Here is a 17,473-nt window from a genome sequence, read left to right on the forward strand (position 1 = left end):
CACAGGAGTCTCGCACCTTCCATTGTAATCAACTTCTGTCTTTATACCCAAAAGCAACAATCTTTTAGAAAAGAGCCTTACTATAAGTACTATATAAAATAATCCCCTAAAATGAACCTTAAATAAGTGATCATTTTAGGGGAGCTATATAAAAAGAAAAATCTATTTATCTATTAAACTACTTTAATTTACACTCTCAATTGCATTTATTAACATTTTGGTAAATACTTTTGCACCTGTTGGCTTTAAATGGACATCGTCTTCTGTAAAGTATGAATCGTGATTAGCACTTACTGCATACCAATTGACTACTTTTGTATTAGGGAATTCAGATGAAACTTCGTTTAAAGTTGTATTTACTAACGATCTCCATGGTCTTGGGACGCGAGTATTGACAAATAGGATTTTTTTGTCAGTCCCAATTGTTTTTATAAGTGATCTCATTTGATTTTTTGAAAAAGCACCGTTTGTACCTAATTCGATAACGACAGTATCTCCTAGACAATTCATGCTTTTAAATTTTTGGACAATTTTATTTGCTTCTATAAATTGTCTTCCAATTCGAGCATCTACAGCTAGATTTGGATATGTCTCTTTCAGGTAAGGGACCGCATCAATTGCAATGGAATCTCCAATAATTGAAATGTTTTTATTCGATTTTGTATTTGTGTTCGTGTTTGTATTTGCTGAAGCTTTCTTTTCGTTTTTATTAGGTAATCCTTCATTTGATGTTGAATTTGTATCATTATGCTTAGTTGAAGCTTTACTCTCATCAGATTTTTGAGAAGATTGTTGTTGATCTTTCAACTTCTCGTTTACGTGAGGTGATTGGGCTGTAGCACTATTTTTATCAACTTTATTAGAAGGATTTAAAGGTTCTACATTCTTTTTCGTACTATTAGAAGGAGTATTTGGTAATGTACTAATAGCATCGACTTCAGAGCTAGCTTTTGCATTTTTTGGACCATGGATACTAGTCATTCCAAAAAGGGCTACTGTAATTATTACAATTGCTGAAGTAATCATTCCAATATGTTTAAAATAAACTTCCTTCATGCTGCATTGACCTAAACGTACTTTTTTGAAAAGTAATCCTAATTTGCCTTTGCGAATTGGATCTTCGATAAAACGGTAAGAAAGTCCAGCAAGAACAAATATGACGATTAACTGGAAAATTGATAGAAATAAATTAAATTCACCAGTATTTACTTTTGGGCTCAATAATACAATGACAGGATAATGCCATAAATAAATTCCATATGAGCGTAAACCAACCCATTTTAAAGGTTTCATTGCTAAAAATCTACTAACATTACTCGAAGGATGTGCTAGGGATGCAATCAACACCGCCGTAGAAACTGACAGTAGAACCATTTTGCCTTGGTAAACAGAGCTGTCATATTGATTTGTATTATTAACCATTATAAAAAAGATAACTAAACCTAAAATACCCATCAAGTCGATCGTAGTACGACCAAGTTTCTCGATTTTAGTTGAAAGTTTTCTACTCGGCCAAATAAAGGATAAAGCTGCTCCGATTAGAAGGGAGAAGGCTCGAGTATCTGTTCCGTAGTAAACTCTACTTGGATCAGTTCCCGGTTCATACATAGCAGCCATTAAAATAGCAGAAATAGCTGCACCTACAATAGTAATTAAAAATAGTACACTTTTTCGTTTGGTAAAACGAAGTCCAACTAATATAAATATTGGCCAGATAAGGTAAAATTGTTCTTCTACAGCCAAGGACCAAAAATGATTCAGTAAAGAAGGTGTTCCGAATGATTCGAAATAAGATACGTGATGAAATATGTACCACCAATTACTGTAATAAAAAATAGCAGCTACCGAATCTTGACGTAATTTTGGTAATAAAGATGACTCGAAAAGTGAGACACATGCAATCAATACGATTAACAAGGTAAACATTCCAGGTAAAAGTCTTCTAGCACGACGGATCCAAAAGCTTTTTAAGTCAATTGTTTTATTTCTGCTCCATTCCGAAAACAATAGATCAGTAATTAAATAACCAGAGAGGACAAAAAATACAGTAACGCCTAAAAATCCACCTTGTGCCCAAGGAATATTTAAATGGTAGGCTATTACGGAAAGGACAGCTAGTGCCCTAAGACCATCTAATCCTGGCATATAACGAAAATTGTTTTTCCCAGGATTAGACATAATCGTAACCTCTTTTCTCTTTACACGTTGTATTGAAATGATTGTTTTCATTTTTGTGTCCTGAAGGCATAATTGTAAAAAAATTAATGTGTTGAACAAACGGATAATTCATTTCTAGCTGTCCCTTTCCATAATCAGGTTTCTTTATTTATATAGTAATATTACCGACTGAAGAGCCACTTCATTAGATGAAAATGGCTCAGTTTTTTATTATTTAATATATTCATTACCTACTAAATCTTTAGAAATAACGTCTGTAGGAATAACGAATTCTACAACTCCCATATAACCTGGAGCAACTTCATACTTGTCAAATGAAATAACTAATTTGTGATCTTTGTTAATATAGAAGCTTTGATTTGCTTTAATTTTTTCAAATGGGTCAAAGGAGTCTGGCCCTTTAATCCAGTACGTTTTATCCTTATCTTTTTTCATTTGTTCTTTCATTTGTTGAATGATATTATCACTAATTATATTGATGTAACTGTTATCTTTAAATAGACTTGGTAAAGTTAATTCGACTTCTTTTTTCTTGTCGATTGTGTCATATTTCATCGTTGTAGATGATGAACCAACTGTATTTACGTTATATCTACCGATGGATAAAATTTGATCATTATCTGTCTTAACTTCATAACCACTTTCGACCCCTAAGTGGCCATCTACATTATTTTTCTTCATATCTTTCATATCTTTATTAAAATCATTATAAAGTTGTTTGCCTTCATTTAGATACTTTTCATTTAAACTATTTTCAAGCTTTTTATTCTTTAAATTTGATACAGAAGGAACATCTATTTTTGCATTAAATGTAGATTCATTTACAGTATATTCCGTGAAGGTTAGTACTTTTACTACACTTTTTAAACCTGGTACCTTCTCTAAAGTTTGTGCAAAACTTGGACTTACATTTATAGATAATACAAAGATTGCTGCTGCTGTTAATCCACTTACTGTTTTGTAAGGGAAATTTCTTTTTTTAGAACGCTTTATTGCTTTAGTGACAATAGAATCTAAGTTATTAGGAATAGGTGTATTTTTATATTCTAATTTTAATTCGTTTAATTTTTCATCTATAATAAATTCTTCTAATTTTTTATCCATTTTAAATTTCCTCCTAAAAGGGATTTTATGTCATTTTAATCCGGAGTAATTCTAAAGCTTTGTATAACCTTGTTTTAATTGTACTTGGGCTTTCTTGCAAAATCTCTGCTACTTCTTCTATTTTTAAATCTTCAAAAAAACGAAGAACAATTATACTTCGATATTTATGAGGTAAAGATTCAAGCGATCTTTCTAAGTCGATGTTTGGGTAAACATCATCCTTTCCCGAACAATATAATTCAATTGTTTCTTCATCCACTACTTCTAATTTTTTCTTTTTTCTTAAGAAGTCTAATGCTGTATTAACAACGATTCGATAAAACCAACTTTTTATAGATGATTCGTTATTTAAACGATCTTTTGATGTTATTGCTTTTTGTATCGCATCTTGAAATATATCTATCGCATCATTTGAATTTTTAACGTAGCTGTATGCTAGCCGATAAAAATCTTCTTTGTTATTCATTATAAAATCTACTATTTCTTTTTCTAAGTTTGGTTTCTCCTTCATGTTTAAAGCTCCTTTTTTGAGATACGTATCCTAAAAGGTTGTACATATAAATGACGTGTCAGGATAAAAAAAAGTTTTAATAAAATGAAAATAATTATTTTTTTCTTATGTTTTTATTTTATTTATATAATAATGAGCAGACTTGGCTTAGTATACATAGGGTTTAGGTTTTAGTAAACAGGAAAAAAGAATTTCATTAAAATAATTTTAGTGATTAGAAAAGTGTAAAGAAAAGGGGGAGGAAACGAGAGAGATAGTAAATAAAAAATTATTATTTAATTGGTTTTAATTTGAAAAAATATAAATTTAGTAATAAAATTATTACTAAATTCGAGGAGGAGTGTTAATGAATGAAGGCATTGCTAAAGAATATATCGCTTTAATACCAAATTTATTTGGTAGTTTTAGTGAATTAAATAAAGAGTTGGTAGAGTTATCTCATATACAAAATCACATAATTGAATTTATGTATATGCAGCAAAGGGCTTTGAATATAAAAGAAATCAGCACTGGTTTAAATATAGCAAAACAACAACTAACGAATATCATAAAAGATTTAGAAATTGATGGCTATTTGGTTAAGGTGCCTGACACTAAGGATAAACGTGCAGTTTTAGTATCATTAACACCTAAGGGGAAAGAGATTGAAGAGAAAAAATGGACTAAGATTTATCAACGATTTGTCCACAATCTAACTAAATTAAGTGATGAAGAGAAAATAGATTTAAACTATGCTCTTCATAAAGTGAATGTATTGTTGCATAAAATGGAGGGGGAAGAATGAGTCAAAGAGAACGGATTTCAATCATATGTTTAGGTGTGATAATTGGAGTAGTCTTTGGATTAATCTTTAAGGATCTGTACAAATGTCTGATTACTGGTACCGTAGTAGCGTCAGTAATTATGGTAAAGTTAAGCCAACAAGCTAAAAAGACATCTCATTAAATAATTGGTTGGGTATTGTAAGGTGAAAAAAATTCTATAAAAGGGGGCATGAAAATGGCTGATTCAAAAAAAGATCTAAGAATTTGCGAGAAAGGGCACAAATATACTAAAAGTAGTGATTGTCCATCTTGCCCAAAATGTGAAGAAGAACGCAAACCTGAGACCGGCTTTCTTTCACTGCTTTCGGGACCAGCAAGACGGGCATTAGAAAACAATAAGATCACTTCTTTAGAGGAGCTATCAAAATATAGTGAAAAAGAGATTTTGAAATTTCATGGTATGGGACCAGCTTCTATCCCTAAGCTTAATTCAGCTTTGGAGGAAAAAGGATTATCGTTTAGAAACTAAACTCAAACAATTATGATCCTTACAAGAATGGGGAATAGGTAAATAAATATACGTTTAAAAAAAGTGCTCAGAGTGTTTACTTCTCTGAGCACTTTTGATGATTGGTGTTTAATTTTTTTCTAAAAATTGATTTTATCTTAACCCTATTTTTAATGAATTCCAAAAATTTTTATCTTCCATTCCAATCGCATAAATTGAAATGCCGGCAAGATTATATTTTACAGTAAAATGAGCTTTTTGGATAATGCTGAAGGAGTCATCATACCAAACCTCATGGGTCTCTCCATTTGAATCTACATATGTAAAATGCATCGAGTTCCAAGTAGTATTTCGTTCTGGCTTTCCACTTGTATTTTTAAGAAGTTGTGGAATTTCGCTCAATGGAAGTTGTCGATTATCCTCTATATTTCCACTAGTAATATTCCAATCATTACCGTAAGCACCTAATCCCATAAGAATTTTTTTAGGCTCAATTACGCTAACTGCATATTTTAAAGAAGCATCTAACCATGGAGTACTTGTAACAGCACCAGGAAGATTCCACCATGGTCCAGTCTCATCGTAGGTCATTATCTGAATGAAATTTGCACTTTTTCCAAGTGATTTATAGTCGAACGCCCCTGACCAAGAATCAGAAAGAACATCCTTTTGTTTTGCAGGTACTGATACCATTGTTAAAAGTCCGTACTTAGTCAGAGTTTTTGATAACTCTTGAATAAATTTACTAAATAAGTCCCGATCATTTGGAGAAAGTGATTCAAAATCGATATTTATTCCTTTGTAATGTTGAGTTCTTGCTATGTTTAATAAATTGGAAATAAATTTCTTTTTAATGGTAGTACTAGATAATATGTTATGAGCAATAGTAGCATCCCAATCATCTTTTCCGTAATTTGATACGGCTGCATATGTAAGGATATGATTTGAATTAGCAAGTGCGATTGAACTGACTGGAGTGTTACCAAGTATTTTACCATTTGCATCAACTTTAAACGTATCAGTTGCCATTTGATTCATAGATTTATAATTTGCACGAAACGATTGAATCGAGCTTTGATCACTTGTAAGATACCCAAGGATAATTTTATTACTTGCTGCTGATGAAAAATTAGGAAAAAGTGCTAAGCTAAGTGTTAAAGTTAGGAGAAATGATAATAACTTATGGTTCATAAAATGCCATCCTCTCAATCTATCGATGTATTCTAATTAATTTCCTTTATAGAAATATCGACACAATCTTGAAGAAATATAGTATTCACTAATAAGATTTAAGACTATTAAATTGGTTTTTTTCTAAATGAATGTTGTTATTAAATAGATTATTTAAAAGCAAAATGGTGACAAATAAGTTGATTGGAACGGAAGGTGCGAGACTCCTGTGGGAATAGTCGGACAGGTGGGACCCCGCAGGAGCGATAGCGACGAGGAGGCTCACCGTCCGCCCCACGGAAAGCGAGCAACCCTACGTTCCAATCAACTTATCTCACTGTTAACAACAAACATTATTAAAAAAGCCATTAAATTTAATCACTTAAATATTTTCTCGCTGCAAAAAAGGAAACACCCTTAAAAATTACAACTAAGTAATTGATAAGGGTGTATAGAGAATATAGGTTATTAAAGAGTTTACTACATTTTAGGGTAATAGAATTATCCTAAGATCTTATCGTATATTGCTCTTGCTCTAGTAGGATCATTTGTACCGTGAATAATGGCTCTACCATCCTTAAATAGAACAATTCGATTTTCTTCAAATGTGAATGAAATCAAATAAGGATTGATAATTAAATCATCAGCTAATCCTTTCAAGCTTTCAGCTAATGTTTCAAGTGAAATCGTTCGAGATGCCCCTGATCGAAGCTGGATTGCATCTCTACCACATAAAATATCTGTTTTCGTCTGATTTTCAACAGTTAGATATGGAAAGGTAGCATGATTACCACATGTTGGACAATTTTCATTCTTTAATCGATCTACGTTTATTTCAATGTTTTCATTTTTCCAAACATCAATAGAATGTAAGATTGGTAATAACTCAGTTCCTGTTAATAGCTTTAATACATGAGTAACTTGAAAAGAAGCGATGATTTGAACGATCGGACTAATAACGCCAACAGTATCACATGTCATACCTTGAGTTGGTAAATGATTAATTAAGCAATGTAGACAAGGAGTCTTACCAGGAATAATTGGAAAAGTAAGTCCATAGCTCGCAACACATGCACCATAAATAAAAGGAATTCCATGCTTTACTGCTGCATCATTAATAATCATTCTAGTTTCAAAGTTATCCGTTGCATCGATAATAACTGATTGATCTTTTATTAATTCTTCTATATTAAGACCATTAATATCAGAAACATGGCTAGTTATATTAATCTCACTATTAATCTGGCTTAATCGGTTTTTAGCTGCAATCGCTTTCGGTAATTTATTTTTAGCATCGTCCTCAGTGTATAGAACTTGCCTTTGTAAATTACTCCATTCGACATAATCCCGGTCAACAAGTGTAATATGTCCAATTCCTGCTCTTACTAGCATTTCAGAAATAGAGGATCCTAGAGCACCAAGTCCAATAATGATCGCATGAGCATTTTGTAATTTTAACCGTGAATCTTTTCCTAAAAACAATTCTTGTTTTAAATACCGGTTACTCAAGAACCCACCATCCCAGTTAATGGACTACTTGCTACTGCATAATTTTTTTCTTCAATTCGACCCGCTTCAAAACCGAGTTTACCTGCCTCAATTGCCATCTTCATCGCAAGAGCCATTTTTATAGGATCTTTTGCTCCAGATACTGCAGTGTTCAGTAATACGCCATCAGCTCCTAGTTCCATTGCATATGCAGCATCTTTTGGTGAACCAATGCCAGCATCTACAATAACTGGAACGGATGATTGCTCAATAATAAATTGTAAATTTAATGGATTTAAAATTCCTTTTCCGGAACCAATTGGTGAAGCACCAGGCATAATTGCATGTACCCCAAGTTCTTCAAGACGTTTTGCTAAAACAACATCATCAGAAGTGTAAGGTAAAACGATGAATCCTTCTTCCAGTAACATTTCTGAAGCCTTCAGTGTTTCGACAGGGTCAGGTAAAAGTGATTTGTCGCAACCGATTACTTCAACTTTGATCATGTCACATAAACCTGAAGCTTTAGCTAGTTTAGCAATTCTAACTGCTTCTTCAGCCGTTTTTGCCCCAGCTGTGTTTGGTAGAAGCTTATATTTTGTTAAATCTAGTTGTTCAAGAAAGTTAGGTTGTGACTCTTCAAAAATATTCATTCTTCTAACAGCGAAAGTTAAGATTTCTGATCCTGATACTTCAACGGCTTCCTTTTGAATTTCAAAAGATGGATATTTACCTGTTCCTAATAAAAGTCTTGAATGAAATGAGTGATGTCCAATTTTTAACATAATTATCCTCCTCCAACAAAATGAATGATTTCAATTTTATCTTTATCTGACAGCATTGATGAAGAATACTGTTCTTTGTAAACAATGTCCTTATTTTGCTCAACAATCACAATTCGATTTTCTAATTGATAATGAGTTAGTAAATCTTGTATGGAAGTTACTTCGCTTGGCAGCTGAACTGATTTTCCATTTAACAGAATAGTCATATGTGTTCACCTCCTGAATAAGGTATTTTTTATTTGGCTGGTTTCGTATACATTGTGCTATTTCAGAACGTGTAAGTTGATTGGAACGTAGGGGTGCTCGCTTTCCTTGGAGCGTGAGCTGAGCCTCCTCGTCGCTATCGCTCCTTTGGGGTCTCAGCCTTCCCGCATCTCCCACAGGAGCCCGGCACCCTTCCGTTCCAATCAACTTCTGCCATAAAATTTTCAAAAAATAAAGCAACAATCTTTAAAAAAGATCCTTTTATTTAACAGGTAGTAACACTGGTAGAAGTTCCACATGAACGATTAATTTTAAAAGCTTCCACCCAGTCTTTTCTGATTTCTTTTTTCAGAATAAAGTCTCGAATCATTTTGGCAGTTGCAGGAGCCAAGAGAATCCCGTTTCGATAGTGGCCTGTGGCAAATAATATATTTTCATCATTTGGATGTGGACCTATAAAGGGTCTTTGATCAACTGTTTGTGGACGAAGGCCTGCCCAAAATGACTCTAATTTCATGTCTGTTACAGCTGGAAGCATTGTTTTTGCCTTTGCAATTAGAGACTCAACTCCGCTAAGAGTTGGCTTTTCGTTCCACTCATTTACAATTTGCGTTGCACCAATTACAAGTCTTCCGTTATTTCTTGGAACGATACAGCTATGATCATGGAATAAAGTATGTTTCAGCGAGATATTTTCACTATAAACAGATAGGCATTCCCCTTTGACAGGAGTAAGTTGATGCTCTAAACCAAGCTCTTTAAAAAATGAGCTACTCCAAACGCCATTGGCTACTACAACATAATTAGCTTCAAAAATTCCTTTTGTTGTGTTGATTAAGTAGGAACTACCATTTTTTTGAATGCTAATTACAGTTGTAAATTCGAAGAGTGATGTACCAAATAATTGTGCACTTCTACTAAATCCGTGACATACAGAAGTAGGTAAGACCGTAACATCATCTTCAATATAAGCAGCTCCAATAATATCAGGAGAGATACCCGGTATTTCTTTTTTTACATCTTCTGCTCTGTACCATTTAACAGTAGGTAAAGCGAGAATTTCATTAAGGGATCTTTTTTCTGATTCAGTATAAGCTAGCTTCAGTAAACCGCCTTTTCTATGTTCGATGTCAATTCCACTAAGTTCTTTAATTTCTTCTTGAACCTGTATATAAGTTTTTTGACTATCTCTTGCAAATGGATAAAAGATCTCAAGATCATTGCATTCAGAGTGAGCACCAAGCATTCCAGCAGCTGCTCCAGTTGCCTTATTTCCAATTTGTTGGCTTTCCATAACAGCAACATTTAGCTTTTCTTTTGCCAAATAATAGGCAATTGAACAGCCAATAATTCCTCCTCCAATGACGACTACATCAAATTTATTTTTCATTGTTGTTCTAAACACCTTTCATAAAATTGAATGGCCGAAGCTAATGGATCACTTGATGAAAAGATTCCTGACATAACTGCAATCCCATCTGCTTTTGCTTGGCGTATTTCTTTTACAAGATCTGGCGTTATTCCACCTATTGCATAAACAGGAATTTGAAGTTCCTTTTTCATCTCTATTAGATTATTAATTCCGTTAGGAGCTTTTCCTTTTTTACAATTTGTTTCATAGCAATGACCATAAAGAACATAATCTGCTTTTTCTCTTTCTGCTTGTTTCGCTTCTTCTATCGAGTGAACTGAACGCCCAACCTGAATAGTTGGAAATTTTTCTTTTACATCTTTACTAGGAAGGCTGTGACCAGGTAATTGAACGTTTGCAATATTCATAAGTAGTGCTACATCTAGCCGGTCATTTAGTACGATTTTTTCCATCATGACATTTCCTTCTTTTAAAAGATTTAGAAGTGAAATGATTTCGCTACATGTTTTCGTTCGTTCTCTAATATGTACGTAGTCCACAACATCTTTAATTTGAATAATGATGGAAGCTAGTTCTTCGACGGAATGTGAGTCATCCGTAACTGCAATGAGCTTCATAGTTTCTCCTCCTTCATAGAATGAGTAGGAAAGGTTTCCTGTCTTTTATGTAAAAGAGGTCTATAAGAAATTCTAAATTTAATAGCTTAGTATAATAAAAAAGACCACTCTCCCAGACAGGAAAGTGGTCTTGTAATTTGCAGGATAAATGCACAAAAACAATGCGCCACTTCCCTACGCAGGTACGAACCTGTTCAGGTTTTGAGGGTTTAAAAGTAACTACTTTATTCTCAGCCCTTATCAAGGGTTCCCCTAGTGTTAAATAAAAATATCGGTATTATATGAAATTAATCACATCATACCATAAAATTTAAAATATACAATAATAATTTATATTCTAGGTTATGTTTAGCTATACACAAAATAAAAAAATTTCCTTCAATTTCTGAAATTTTATTAAAACTAGCGATAGAGGTTGAGCTTTTTTAAAATCTTATGGAATAATAGGTAAAAGATAGAACTATTCGGAGAAGGTGTATATAAATGCAGAAAATAATTGTAGTAGGAGCAGGAATCCTTGGCGCTTCCACAGCTTACCATCTTGCAAAATCAGGTGCAGATGTTACTTTGGTTGACCGATTCGACCTGGGACAAGCTACTGACGCCGCAGCGGGAATTGTTTGCCCTTGGATTTCGCAAAGACGAAATAAAGCATGGTATCAGCTAGCAAAAGGAGGGGCACGATACTATCCAACTCTGATTGAGCAATTAAAAGCTGATGGTGAAACAGAAACTGGATATGGCCAGGTCGGAGCGATTAGTTTACATACGGATACAAATAAACTAGAAAAAATGGTAGAAAGAGCACTTAAACGACGTGAGGATGCGCCTGAAATAGGGGAGATTAAGATTTTATCTCCTGACGAAACAAAGAAATTGTTTCCGCCATTAGCAGAGGAATATAGTTCTGTATACATAGGCGGGGCAGCTCGTGTAAATGGAAGAGAATTACGAAATGCTTTGATAAATGCTTCTAAAAAGCATGGAGTTAAGGTTCTTCAAGGAGATGTAACTTTAATTCATAAAAATAATCAGGTCACTGGAATAAAATTAAATGATCGTACTTTGATGGCAGACAAGGTGATTGTTACAGGAGGTGCTTGGTCAAGCGAACTATTAGAGCCTCTTGGTATCAATTTTTTAGTGACACATCAGAAAGGGCAGATTATTCACTTAGAAATAAATGATGTTGATACGAGTCAATGGCCAGTTGTTATGCCTCCAAATGATCAATATATTCTCTCTTTTGGAAAGGGGAGGATAGTTGTAGGAGGAACCCATGAAAATAATGTTGGATTTGACCATCGAGTTACAGCAGGGGGGATGAATGAAGTATTAGGTAAGGCTTTAGAAGTAGCACCGGGATTAACAAATAGCACTTTCATTGAAACTAGAGTAGGCTTTCGTCCGTTTACACCAGGTTTTCTCCCTGTTATCGGAGCGCTCCCGAATTATGAAGGATTATTAATTGCTAATGGATTAGGGGCTTCAGGTTTAACAAGTGGACCTTATCTCGGATCTGAACTTGCGAAGCTGGCACTTGGTATTGAAACAGAGCTTGATATTAGTCAATATGAGGTTGCAGGAGCGATTGAACCTGTTGATATAATTTGAAAATTGTACCACTAGATAAAGTGAAACTTCCATCAGTGGGTGTCTTATTGCCCGTTAATGCGGGATAAAAATAAAAATCCTCTTGTACGGATAGATGCTATCTGTACAAGAGGAGATACTAACAAATTTTATACTTTTTCAGACTCTTATTTATAAATAACGATTGCTCCAACTGAACCATCTTTTGATTGATCTGTAACGTTAACTTTTAGACCATAATGGCCAATATTACGTCCAGCATCAGGTAAGAAACTATTGTTAAAATCATTGCTATCATTGAATAGAGAAATACCTTTTTGGCTAGGTGAAGTTAATGTTTGAGTTGGATATACCAAATTCAAACCTGATGTAGAAGCTAAACCAAATGCAGCATCTGCAACATGATATCGGCTTGATGCTTCAACTCCTGTGTTCCATAATAAATCAGTGTTATTATGAGCATCAACAACTCCAAGGAATCCGTCACCAGGGTGAATTCCAGTCCAGTTATCTGTATAACTGTCATCTACATACCATACTACTAATCCACCATCATAGCTCATTAAAGAATTACCACGTTTAATGTGGCCAAGACCTTCGTCTACTCCTTTATGGCTTCTCCATTCTAGTAAATAATATTGATCTGTGTATTTGTTACCATCAGACTTTGTAAAACCTTTTAATGTAAATGGAGAAGTACTGTTTTCACCATTATCATCTAATACTGTTTGCCCATCTGCTGTAACCTTAATATTATCAGCAAAGAACCCTATTAATGAAGTACCCCAGTCTGTAGCAGAACGTAAACGAAGCTGAATTTTTTGTCCAGCATATTGTGATAAATCAAAGGATTGTGGTTCCCATCCATTTGACTTACCAGTGAAACCAGGCATTGAGTCTATGATTGTAGGGTAACCATTAGGAACAACATCGTCTCTAGTGTTAGCATTTCCTAAAGATTTCCAAGTAACTCCGTTATCTGTTGAAACTTGAGCAAATGCGAAATCCCATTGTTCTTCCATATCATACCAAGCGTCTAATGTTAAAGTAGCAGATTTTTTACCTGTTAAATCAACATTTGTAACCATGCTATTATCCATTTGATCTGCCTGACCACCCCAGTACTCATAGCTTCCTGAAGCAGGGGTATTCACAGGAGTTTTCTTTTCCGGTAAATTCACTTGAACGGCCTGATTATTTTGTCCATTAGTAGAGTTTGCTTGATCAAGTAGGAATCCAGTACCTTTTTTATTAATATCTTCCCAATTAACAACAGTAGGATTTGTCCAATTACCACCTAATGTTGATTGAAAGTAAGATTTTGCCCAAGGAGAGAAACCTGTTGGTTCTGTTCCAGGAATCTTACCAGCCCATGAACCAGCTGACATAATAGACCAATACTCAACTGCTTCACCAGCTCCAGTATAATTCGTGTCATATTCATCAGGTAAACCTAAATCATGTCCGAATTCATGAGCAAATACACCAGTTGCTCCATCTTCAGGCATCATCGTATAGTCATAAAAACCAGGTAGACCTTTTCCTACTCCATCTAGATCAACCAATTTAGCAGAACGGTGTGACCAAATCGCATTATCACCTAATGAGCCTCCACCAGCTTCTTGTCCAACACCTGCATGGATAATTTGTAGATGATCAACTAATCCATCTGGTTCGTTCAGATTTCCATCACCATCTAAATCATGTGGATCTTCTAAATCATAATCTTGTACAGGGATTCCAGCGGCTAAGGCAGCTTTATAGGTATCAATAACCAATTGTTTTGAACCACCAGGAGCTACATTATCATGTCCGCCTTTTGAACTATCAGCACCATAAAATTTAGCAGTTCCAGGAACCTTTAACCAGCCATAAGCTTTACCCTCAACTGTAAATGTTCCACCAGATTGTTGCTCATAATATTGCTTTTGGGAAATGAAATTCTCGCCATTTGGACCTTTCACACCATTAGGACCAAAAATCATATCTTCATAGTGTCCTGGAGTGTAATCTTTATAGTAGTTATCAGTTTCATCAGGTTTAATGTTGTTGTGACCGTAATCTGAGAATTCTACCATTAAAGTTAACACTTTGACTGATTTTGGTTTCCCATTATAAGGAGTTTCTTTCACTGGGTCTGGGTGGTTATTCCCATTACCATTTTTTCTACCATTCCCATGTCCTTTATTAAAGTATTTAAACTTTTGGTGTTTCGAAGCATCTGCTGCTTTTGCTTTCGGAGCAATCGGATCAACATCATTGTCTTTGTCAATTTGTTTACCTTTAAAATTTAAGTAATTATTTAATGCTTGCTTCTTTTGAGCATCTGAAGCATCTTTCGAAATTACACCTCTTTGAATCAGTGAATCTAGTAATCTTTCATCATTTATTAATGCTAAATCTAAAGAATTATGAGAATGAGAGACTTGTGCTTGTACCTTATTATGTATACTTGCACTCGATGGTCCAACAAGAGATGTTGGAAGGGATGAAAATAATGTACCTGCAAATAAAACAGATGTGAGTCCAGACATTAAAAGCTTGTTCAATGAAAAACCCCCTTATTATTAATTAGTGTTACATTATCATAATATTAGAAATTTTTAATTAATTATAGTGATTTTAGTCGTGAAAATCTGACAATTTTAGAGGGTTCTTTTTGCCTAAAATATTGTGAAATTTCCAAATTTTTGATATGTTAAAGAGAAAAGTGTCTAAAAATTGAAAAGTTTATCAGAATTTGAAGTATTTTATATAGAGGGAAAGCATGGTATGAAAAATAAAATTCTAAAATATAAAATTTCAATCATATTGATTTCTATCATTTTTTTAGAAATTACTGCGTCAGTATTCTTACTTCGAGATCGAATTAATGATTCTATGAAGAAATCAGCTATGGTCATTGTTGCAATTATTTTCATTCTTGTTATTCTGGTTGGAATTAAAAAAATATCAGAAGAATTTAGGAAAAATAAGAAAAGGCTAAAAAATATATATGATACATTAGATGTTGCTATTTGGTCACATGATTTAAGAAATGATACGTTAATCATAACCCCTGGAATTGAGAAGTTATATGGTTATTCGTTAGAAGAATTTTATCAAGATTTTTCTCTTTGGAAAAAAGTAATACACCCTGAGGATTTACCTGTTTTAGTTGAAAGAGAAAAAATGCTTTCTCAAGGAGAAGCGGTAACGAGTGTCTATCGAATCATTCGTCCTGATGGTGAAATTCGTTGGATACAGGACCGAGGTATACCAACAGTTGATGAAGATAAGGATTTGGTAGAGTTTAGTAGCGTATTGTTTGATATTACAAAACGGAAAGAGAGTGAGGAGCGATATCGAACATTAGTGGAGATGTCACCGGACTTTATTGCTGTTTTTAGTAGGGGACAAATAGATTACATAAATGAAGCTGGATGCAAGCTATTTGGTGCATTAAGTCATAAAGAATTAGTTGGCCATCCAATTGGAAAATTGTTACCATCTAGCCTTATTAAGGAAATTAAAAATAGTGAGTTAGCACTTGAAGAACATTTTGATAAAAAAACTAGGTTTGAATTTCAAACGCTTAGTTTCGATGGTCAAACGATTGAAGTTGAAATGACAACAATGCCAATTTTTTATGAGGGCCGAACTGCAACACAAATTGTAGGGAGAGATATCTCACAAAGAAAGAAAACGGAAAAAACCATTGAACAGATGGCCTTTTATGATGCTTTAACAGGCCTTCCAAATCGCTATATGTTTAGAAAACACTTAAATGAAATTTTAACGAATCATGAAACTAAAAAGTTAGCAGTTTTATTTCTAGATTTGGATCGTTTTAAAAATATTAATGATACAAAAGGACATACAATAGGGGACCTTTTACTTAAAATCGTAGCAAATCGATTAAAAATGGCTGTTAATAATAAGGGGATGGTTTCACGTCAGGGTGGAGACGAATTTATTATTCTACTAGAAGATATAGGCAAAGAAAAAGTTGCTAATGTGGCTAATCAGATCATTGAACAATTTTCTAATTCAATTGAAATTAATCAACAAGAGTTTTTTGTAACTCCAAGTATTGGAATAAGTATCTTTCCTAATGATGGAGAGGATGAAGAAACGTTAATTAAACATGCTGATACTGCTATGTATTTAGCAAAAGAACGAGGGAAAAATAATTTTCAGTTTTATACATCGAAGCTTCAAGAGCATGCTTCACGTAAGATGGAATTAGAAAATGGATTAAGAAAAGCATTAGAACATGAGCATTTATCGTTATACTATCAACCTCAGGTGGATTTAGAAACAGAAAAAATTGTAGGGATTGAAGCTTTAATTCGTTGGAATCATCCAATGAATGGAATGATCCCTCCATCAGAATTTATTCCATTAGCCGAGGAAACCGGAATTATAATCCCTATAGGTAAATGGGTATTAAGAAAAGCATGTGAACAAAATATGTATTGGCAAAAACTTGGATATAAAACAATCCCAATTGCTGTAAATGTTTCAGTTAGACAGCTTCAAGAGGATGATTTTGTTGAAACAGTAACAACTATTTTGGAAGAGGTTGGATTAGATCCCCAATACTTAGAACTAGAAATTACAGAAAGCATTATGCAAAACATCGAAAGATCTACCATTATTTTAAATCAATTGAAAGAATTAGGTGTGAAAATTTCAATTGATGATTTTGGAACTGGCTATTCTTCATTAAGCTATTTAAAGCATTTGCCTATTGATAGCATCAAAATTGATAAGTCTTTTATTGATGATATTATTAACCATTCGAACCAAGGTGAGATGGTAAAAACCATCATTAATATGGGGCATAATTTAACGTTTAATGTTATAGCTGAAGGTATTGAAACTCAAAAGCAAGTAATGTTTTTAAAGCAACATGAGTGTAAAAGCGCACAAGGGTATTTCTATAGTAAGCCCTTACCAGCCGAACAAATGGAAAAACTTTTATCACATGGTGTTATTTCAAATGGTATTTCTCTTTAATAGAGAGATACCATTTCTTTATGTGCGCCCAGCATGTGCATAATCTATAGGGTGCAAGTCCCGAGCCATGAAGGCAGTAGTAGTGGTTAGCTTAAGACAAGGGTGTCTGTGGTGACGCAGAATCTGAAGGAAGTCGGCGGCAAATTTCCGACCTAAGGAACACGAACTTCATATAAGG

General features: G+C 33.9%; 15 protein-coding genes and 1 riboswitch. Of the genes, 5 read left to right on the plus strand and 10 right to left on the minus strand.

Annotated elements, in window-relative coordinates:
• Positions 1 to 183 precede the first annotated feature (183 nt).
• From J5Y03_RS13125 to J5Y03_RS13135, 3 genes are all read right to left on the minus strand, one after another.
• The gene (locus tag J5Y03_RS13125) at positions 184 to 2,229 is read right to left on the minus strand and encodes an acyltransferase family protein (RefSeq protein WP_245208888.1); all 2,046 of its coding nucleotides are present in this window, start codon (positions 2,227 to 2,229) and stop codon (positions 184 to 186) included.
• 159 nt (positions 2,230 to 2,388) lie between these two features.
• Complete coding sequence (locus tag J5Y03_RS13130; RefSeq protein WP_245208889.1) at positions 2,389 to 3,282, minus strand: DUF3298 and DUF4163 domain-containing protein; 894 nt, start codon at positions 3,280 to 3,282, stop codon at positions 2,389 to 2,391.
• A gap of 25 nt (positions 3,283 to 3,307) precedes the next feature.
• The gene (locus tag J5Y03_RS13135) at positions 3,308 to 3,793 is read right to left on the minus strand and encodes an RNA polymerase sigma factor (protein WP_209406396.1); all 486 of its coding nucleotides are present in this window, start codon (positions 3,791 to 3,793) and stop codon (positions 3,308 to 3,310) included.
• Between the two features lie 346 nt (positions 3,794 to 4,139).
• On the opposite strand from J5Y03_RS13135, the gene J5Y03_RS13140 reads away from it, so the two are divergent.
• From J5Y03_RS13140 to J5Y03_RS13150, 3 genes are read left to right on the plus strand one after another with little or no spacing between them, the layout of a single operon-like run.
• The gene (locus tag J5Y03_RS13140; protein WP_209406398.1) at positions 4,140 to 4,577 is read left to right on the plus strand and encodes a MarR family winged helix-turn-helix transcriptional regulator; all 438 of its coding nucleotides are present in this window, start codon (positions 4,140 to 4,142) and stop codon (positions 4,575 to 4,577) included.
• Positions 4,574 to 4,738, plus strand: coding sequence for a hypothetical protein (locus tag J5Y03_RS13145; RefSeq protein WP_209406400.1), 165 nt, complete (start codon positions 4,574 to 4,576; stop codon positions 4,736 to 4,738). Before J5Y03_RS13140 ends, J5Y03_RS13145 begins: the two co-directional genes overlap by 4 nt.
• Before the next feature lie 54 nt (positions 4,739 to 4,792).
• Complete coding sequence (locus tag J5Y03_RS13150; RefSeq protein WP_209406402.1) at positions 4,793 to 5,086, plus strand: RNA polymerase alpha subunit C-terminal domain-containing protein; 294 nt, start codon at positions 4,793 to 4,795, stop codon at positions 5,084 to 5,086.
• 132 nt (positions 5,087 to 5,218) lie between these two features.
• On the opposite strand, the gene J5Y03_RS13155 is transcribed toward J5Y03_RS13150, so the two are convergent.
• The 6 genes from J5Y03_RS13155 to tenI form a co-directional block, all read right to left on the minus strand.
• Positions 5,219 to 6,256, minus strand: a complete 1,038-nt coding sequence (locus J5Y03_RS13155; RefSeq protein ID WP_209406404.1) for a glycosyl hydrolase family 18 protein — start codon at positions 6,254 to 6,256, stop codon at positions 5,219 to 5,221.
• Between the two features lie 480 nt (positions 6,257 to 6,736).
• Positions 6,737 to 7,744, minus strand: coding sequence for a ThiF family adenylyltransferase (locus J5Y03_RS13160; RefSeq protein ID WP_209406406.1), 1,008 nt, complete (start codon positions 7,742 to 7,744; stop codon positions 6,737 to 6,739).
• Complete coding sequence (locus tag J5Y03_RS13165) at positions 7,741 to 8,514, minus strand: thiazole synthase (protein WP_209406436.1); 774 nt, start codon at positions 8,512 to 8,514, stop codon at positions 7,741 to 7,743. Before J5Y03_RS13165 ends, J5Y03_RS13160 begins: the two co-directional genes overlap by 4 nt.
• The gene (gene thiS / locus J5Y03_RS13170) at positions 8,511 to 8,714 is read right to left on the minus strand and encodes a sulfur carrier protein ThiS (RefSeq protein WP_209406409.1); all 204 of its coding nucleotides are present in this window, start codon (positions 8,712 to 8,714) and stop codon (positions 8,511 to 8,513) included. The genes J5Y03_RS13165 and thiS overlap by 4 nt, the downstream gene beginning before the upstream one ends.
• A 263-nt stretch (positions 8,715 to 8,977) precedes the next feature.
• Complete coding sequence (gene thiO, locus J5Y03_RS13175) at positions 8,978 to 10,102, minus strand: glycine oxidase ThiO (protein WP_209406411.1); 1,125 nt, start codon at positions 10,100 to 10,102, stop codon at positions 8,978 to 8,980.
• The gene (tenI, locus tag J5Y03_RS13180) at positions 10,099 to 10,701 is read right to left on the minus strand and encodes a thiazole tautomerase TenI (RefSeq protein ID WP_209406413.1); all 603 of its coding nucleotides are present in this window, start codon (positions 10,699 to 10,701) and stop codon (positions 10,099 to 10,101) included. The genes thiO and tenI overlap by 4 nt, the downstream gene beginning before the upstream one ends.
• Positions 10,702 to 10,855: 154 nt before the next feature.
• A riboswitch (TPP riboswitch) is annotated at positions 10,856 to 10,965 on the minus strand.
• Between the two features lie 219 nt (positions 10,966 to 11,184).
• Here tenI and J5Y03_RS13185 point away from each other — a divergent pair.
• The gene (locus J5Y03_RS13185) at positions 11,185 to 12,315 is read left to right on the plus strand and encodes an NAD(P)/FAD-dependent oxidoreductase (RefSeq protein ID WP_209406415.1); all 1,131 of its coding nucleotides are present in this window, start codon (positions 11,185 to 11,187) and stop codon (positions 12,313 to 12,315) included.
• Between the two features lie 146 nt (positions 12,316 to 12,461).
• Here the strand turns inward: J5Y03_RS13185 and J5Y03_RS13190 are convergent, their stop codons facing one another.
• Entirely contained in the window at positions 12,462 to 14,843 is a 2,382-nt protein-coding gene (locus J5Y03_RS13190; RefSeq protein ID WP_245208891.1) for an immune inhibitor A domain-containing protein, read from the minus strand.
• A 223-nt stretch (positions 14,844 to 15,066) separates the two neighbouring features.
• On the opposite strand from J5Y03_RS13190, the gene J5Y03_RS13195 reads away from it, so the two are divergent.
• The gene (locus J5Y03_RS13195; RefSeq protein WP_209406417.1) at positions 15,067 to 17,295 is read left to right on the plus strand and encodes a sensor domain-containing protein; all 2,229 of its coding nucleotides are present in this window, start codon (positions 15,067 to 15,069) and stop codon (positions 17,293 to 17,295) included.
• Positions 17,296 to 17,473: the final 178 nt, after the last annotated feature.

The organism is Gottfriedia endophytica (genome assembly GCF_017814275.1).
Taxonomy (GTDB): Bacteria; Bacillota; Bacilli; order Bacillales; family Bacillaceae_G; genus Gottfriedia; species Gottfriedia endophytica.

What these genes read in the sequence shown, in the direction of transcription:
- J5Y03_RS13125 (WP_245208888.1), bottom strand. Translation starts at nt 2,229, where the DNA reads ATGAAAACAATCATTTCAATACAACGTGTAAAGAGAAAAGAGGTTACG.
- J5Y03_RS13130 (WP_245208889.1), bottom strand. Translation starts at nt 3,282, where the DNA reads ATGGATAAAAAATTAGAAGAATTTATTATAGATGAAAAATTAAACGAA.
- J5Y03_RS13135 (WP_209406396.1), bottom strand. Translation starts at nt 3,793, where the DNA reads ATGAAGGAGAAACCAAACTTAGAAAAAGAAATAGTAGATTTTATAATG.
- J5Y03_RS13140 (WP_209406398.1), top strand. Translation starts at nt 4,140, where the DNA reads ATGAATGAAGGCATTGCTAAAGAATATATCGCTTTAATACCAAATTTA.
- J5Y03_RS13145 (WP_209406400.1), top strand. Translation starts at nt 4,574, where the DNA reads ATGAGTCAAAGAGAACGGATTTCAATCATATGTTTAGGTGTGATAATT.
- J5Y03_RS13150 (WP_209406402.1), top strand. Translation starts at nt 4,793, where the DNA reads ATGGCTGATTCAAAAAAAGATCTAAGAATTTGCGAGAAAGGGCACAAA.
- J5Y03_RS13155 (WP_209406404.1), bottom strand. Translation starts at nt 6,256, where the DNA reads ATGAACCATAAGTTATTATCATTTCTCCTAACTTTAACACTTAGCTTA.
- thiS (WP_209406409.1), bottom strand. Translation starts at nt 8,714, where the DNA reads ATGACTATTCTGTTAAATGGAAAATCAGTTCAGCTGCCAAGCGAAGTA.
- thiO (WP_209406411.1), bottom strand. Translation starts at nt 10,102, where the DNA reads ATGAAAAATAAATTTGATGTAGTCGTCATTGGAGGAGGAATTATTGGC.
- tenI (WP_209406413.1), bottom strand. Translation starts at nt 10,701, where the DNA reads ATGAAGCTCATTGCAGTTACGGATGACTCACATTCCGTCGAAGAACTA.
- J5Y03_RS13185 (WP_209406415.1), top strand. Translation starts at nt 11,185, where the DNA reads ATGCAGAAAATAATTGTAGTAGGAGCAGGAATCCTTGGCGCTTCCACA.
- J5Y03_RS13195 (WP_209406417.1), top strand. Translation starts at nt 15,067, where the DNA reads ATGAAAAATAAAATTCTAAAATATAAAATTTCAATCATATTGATTTCT.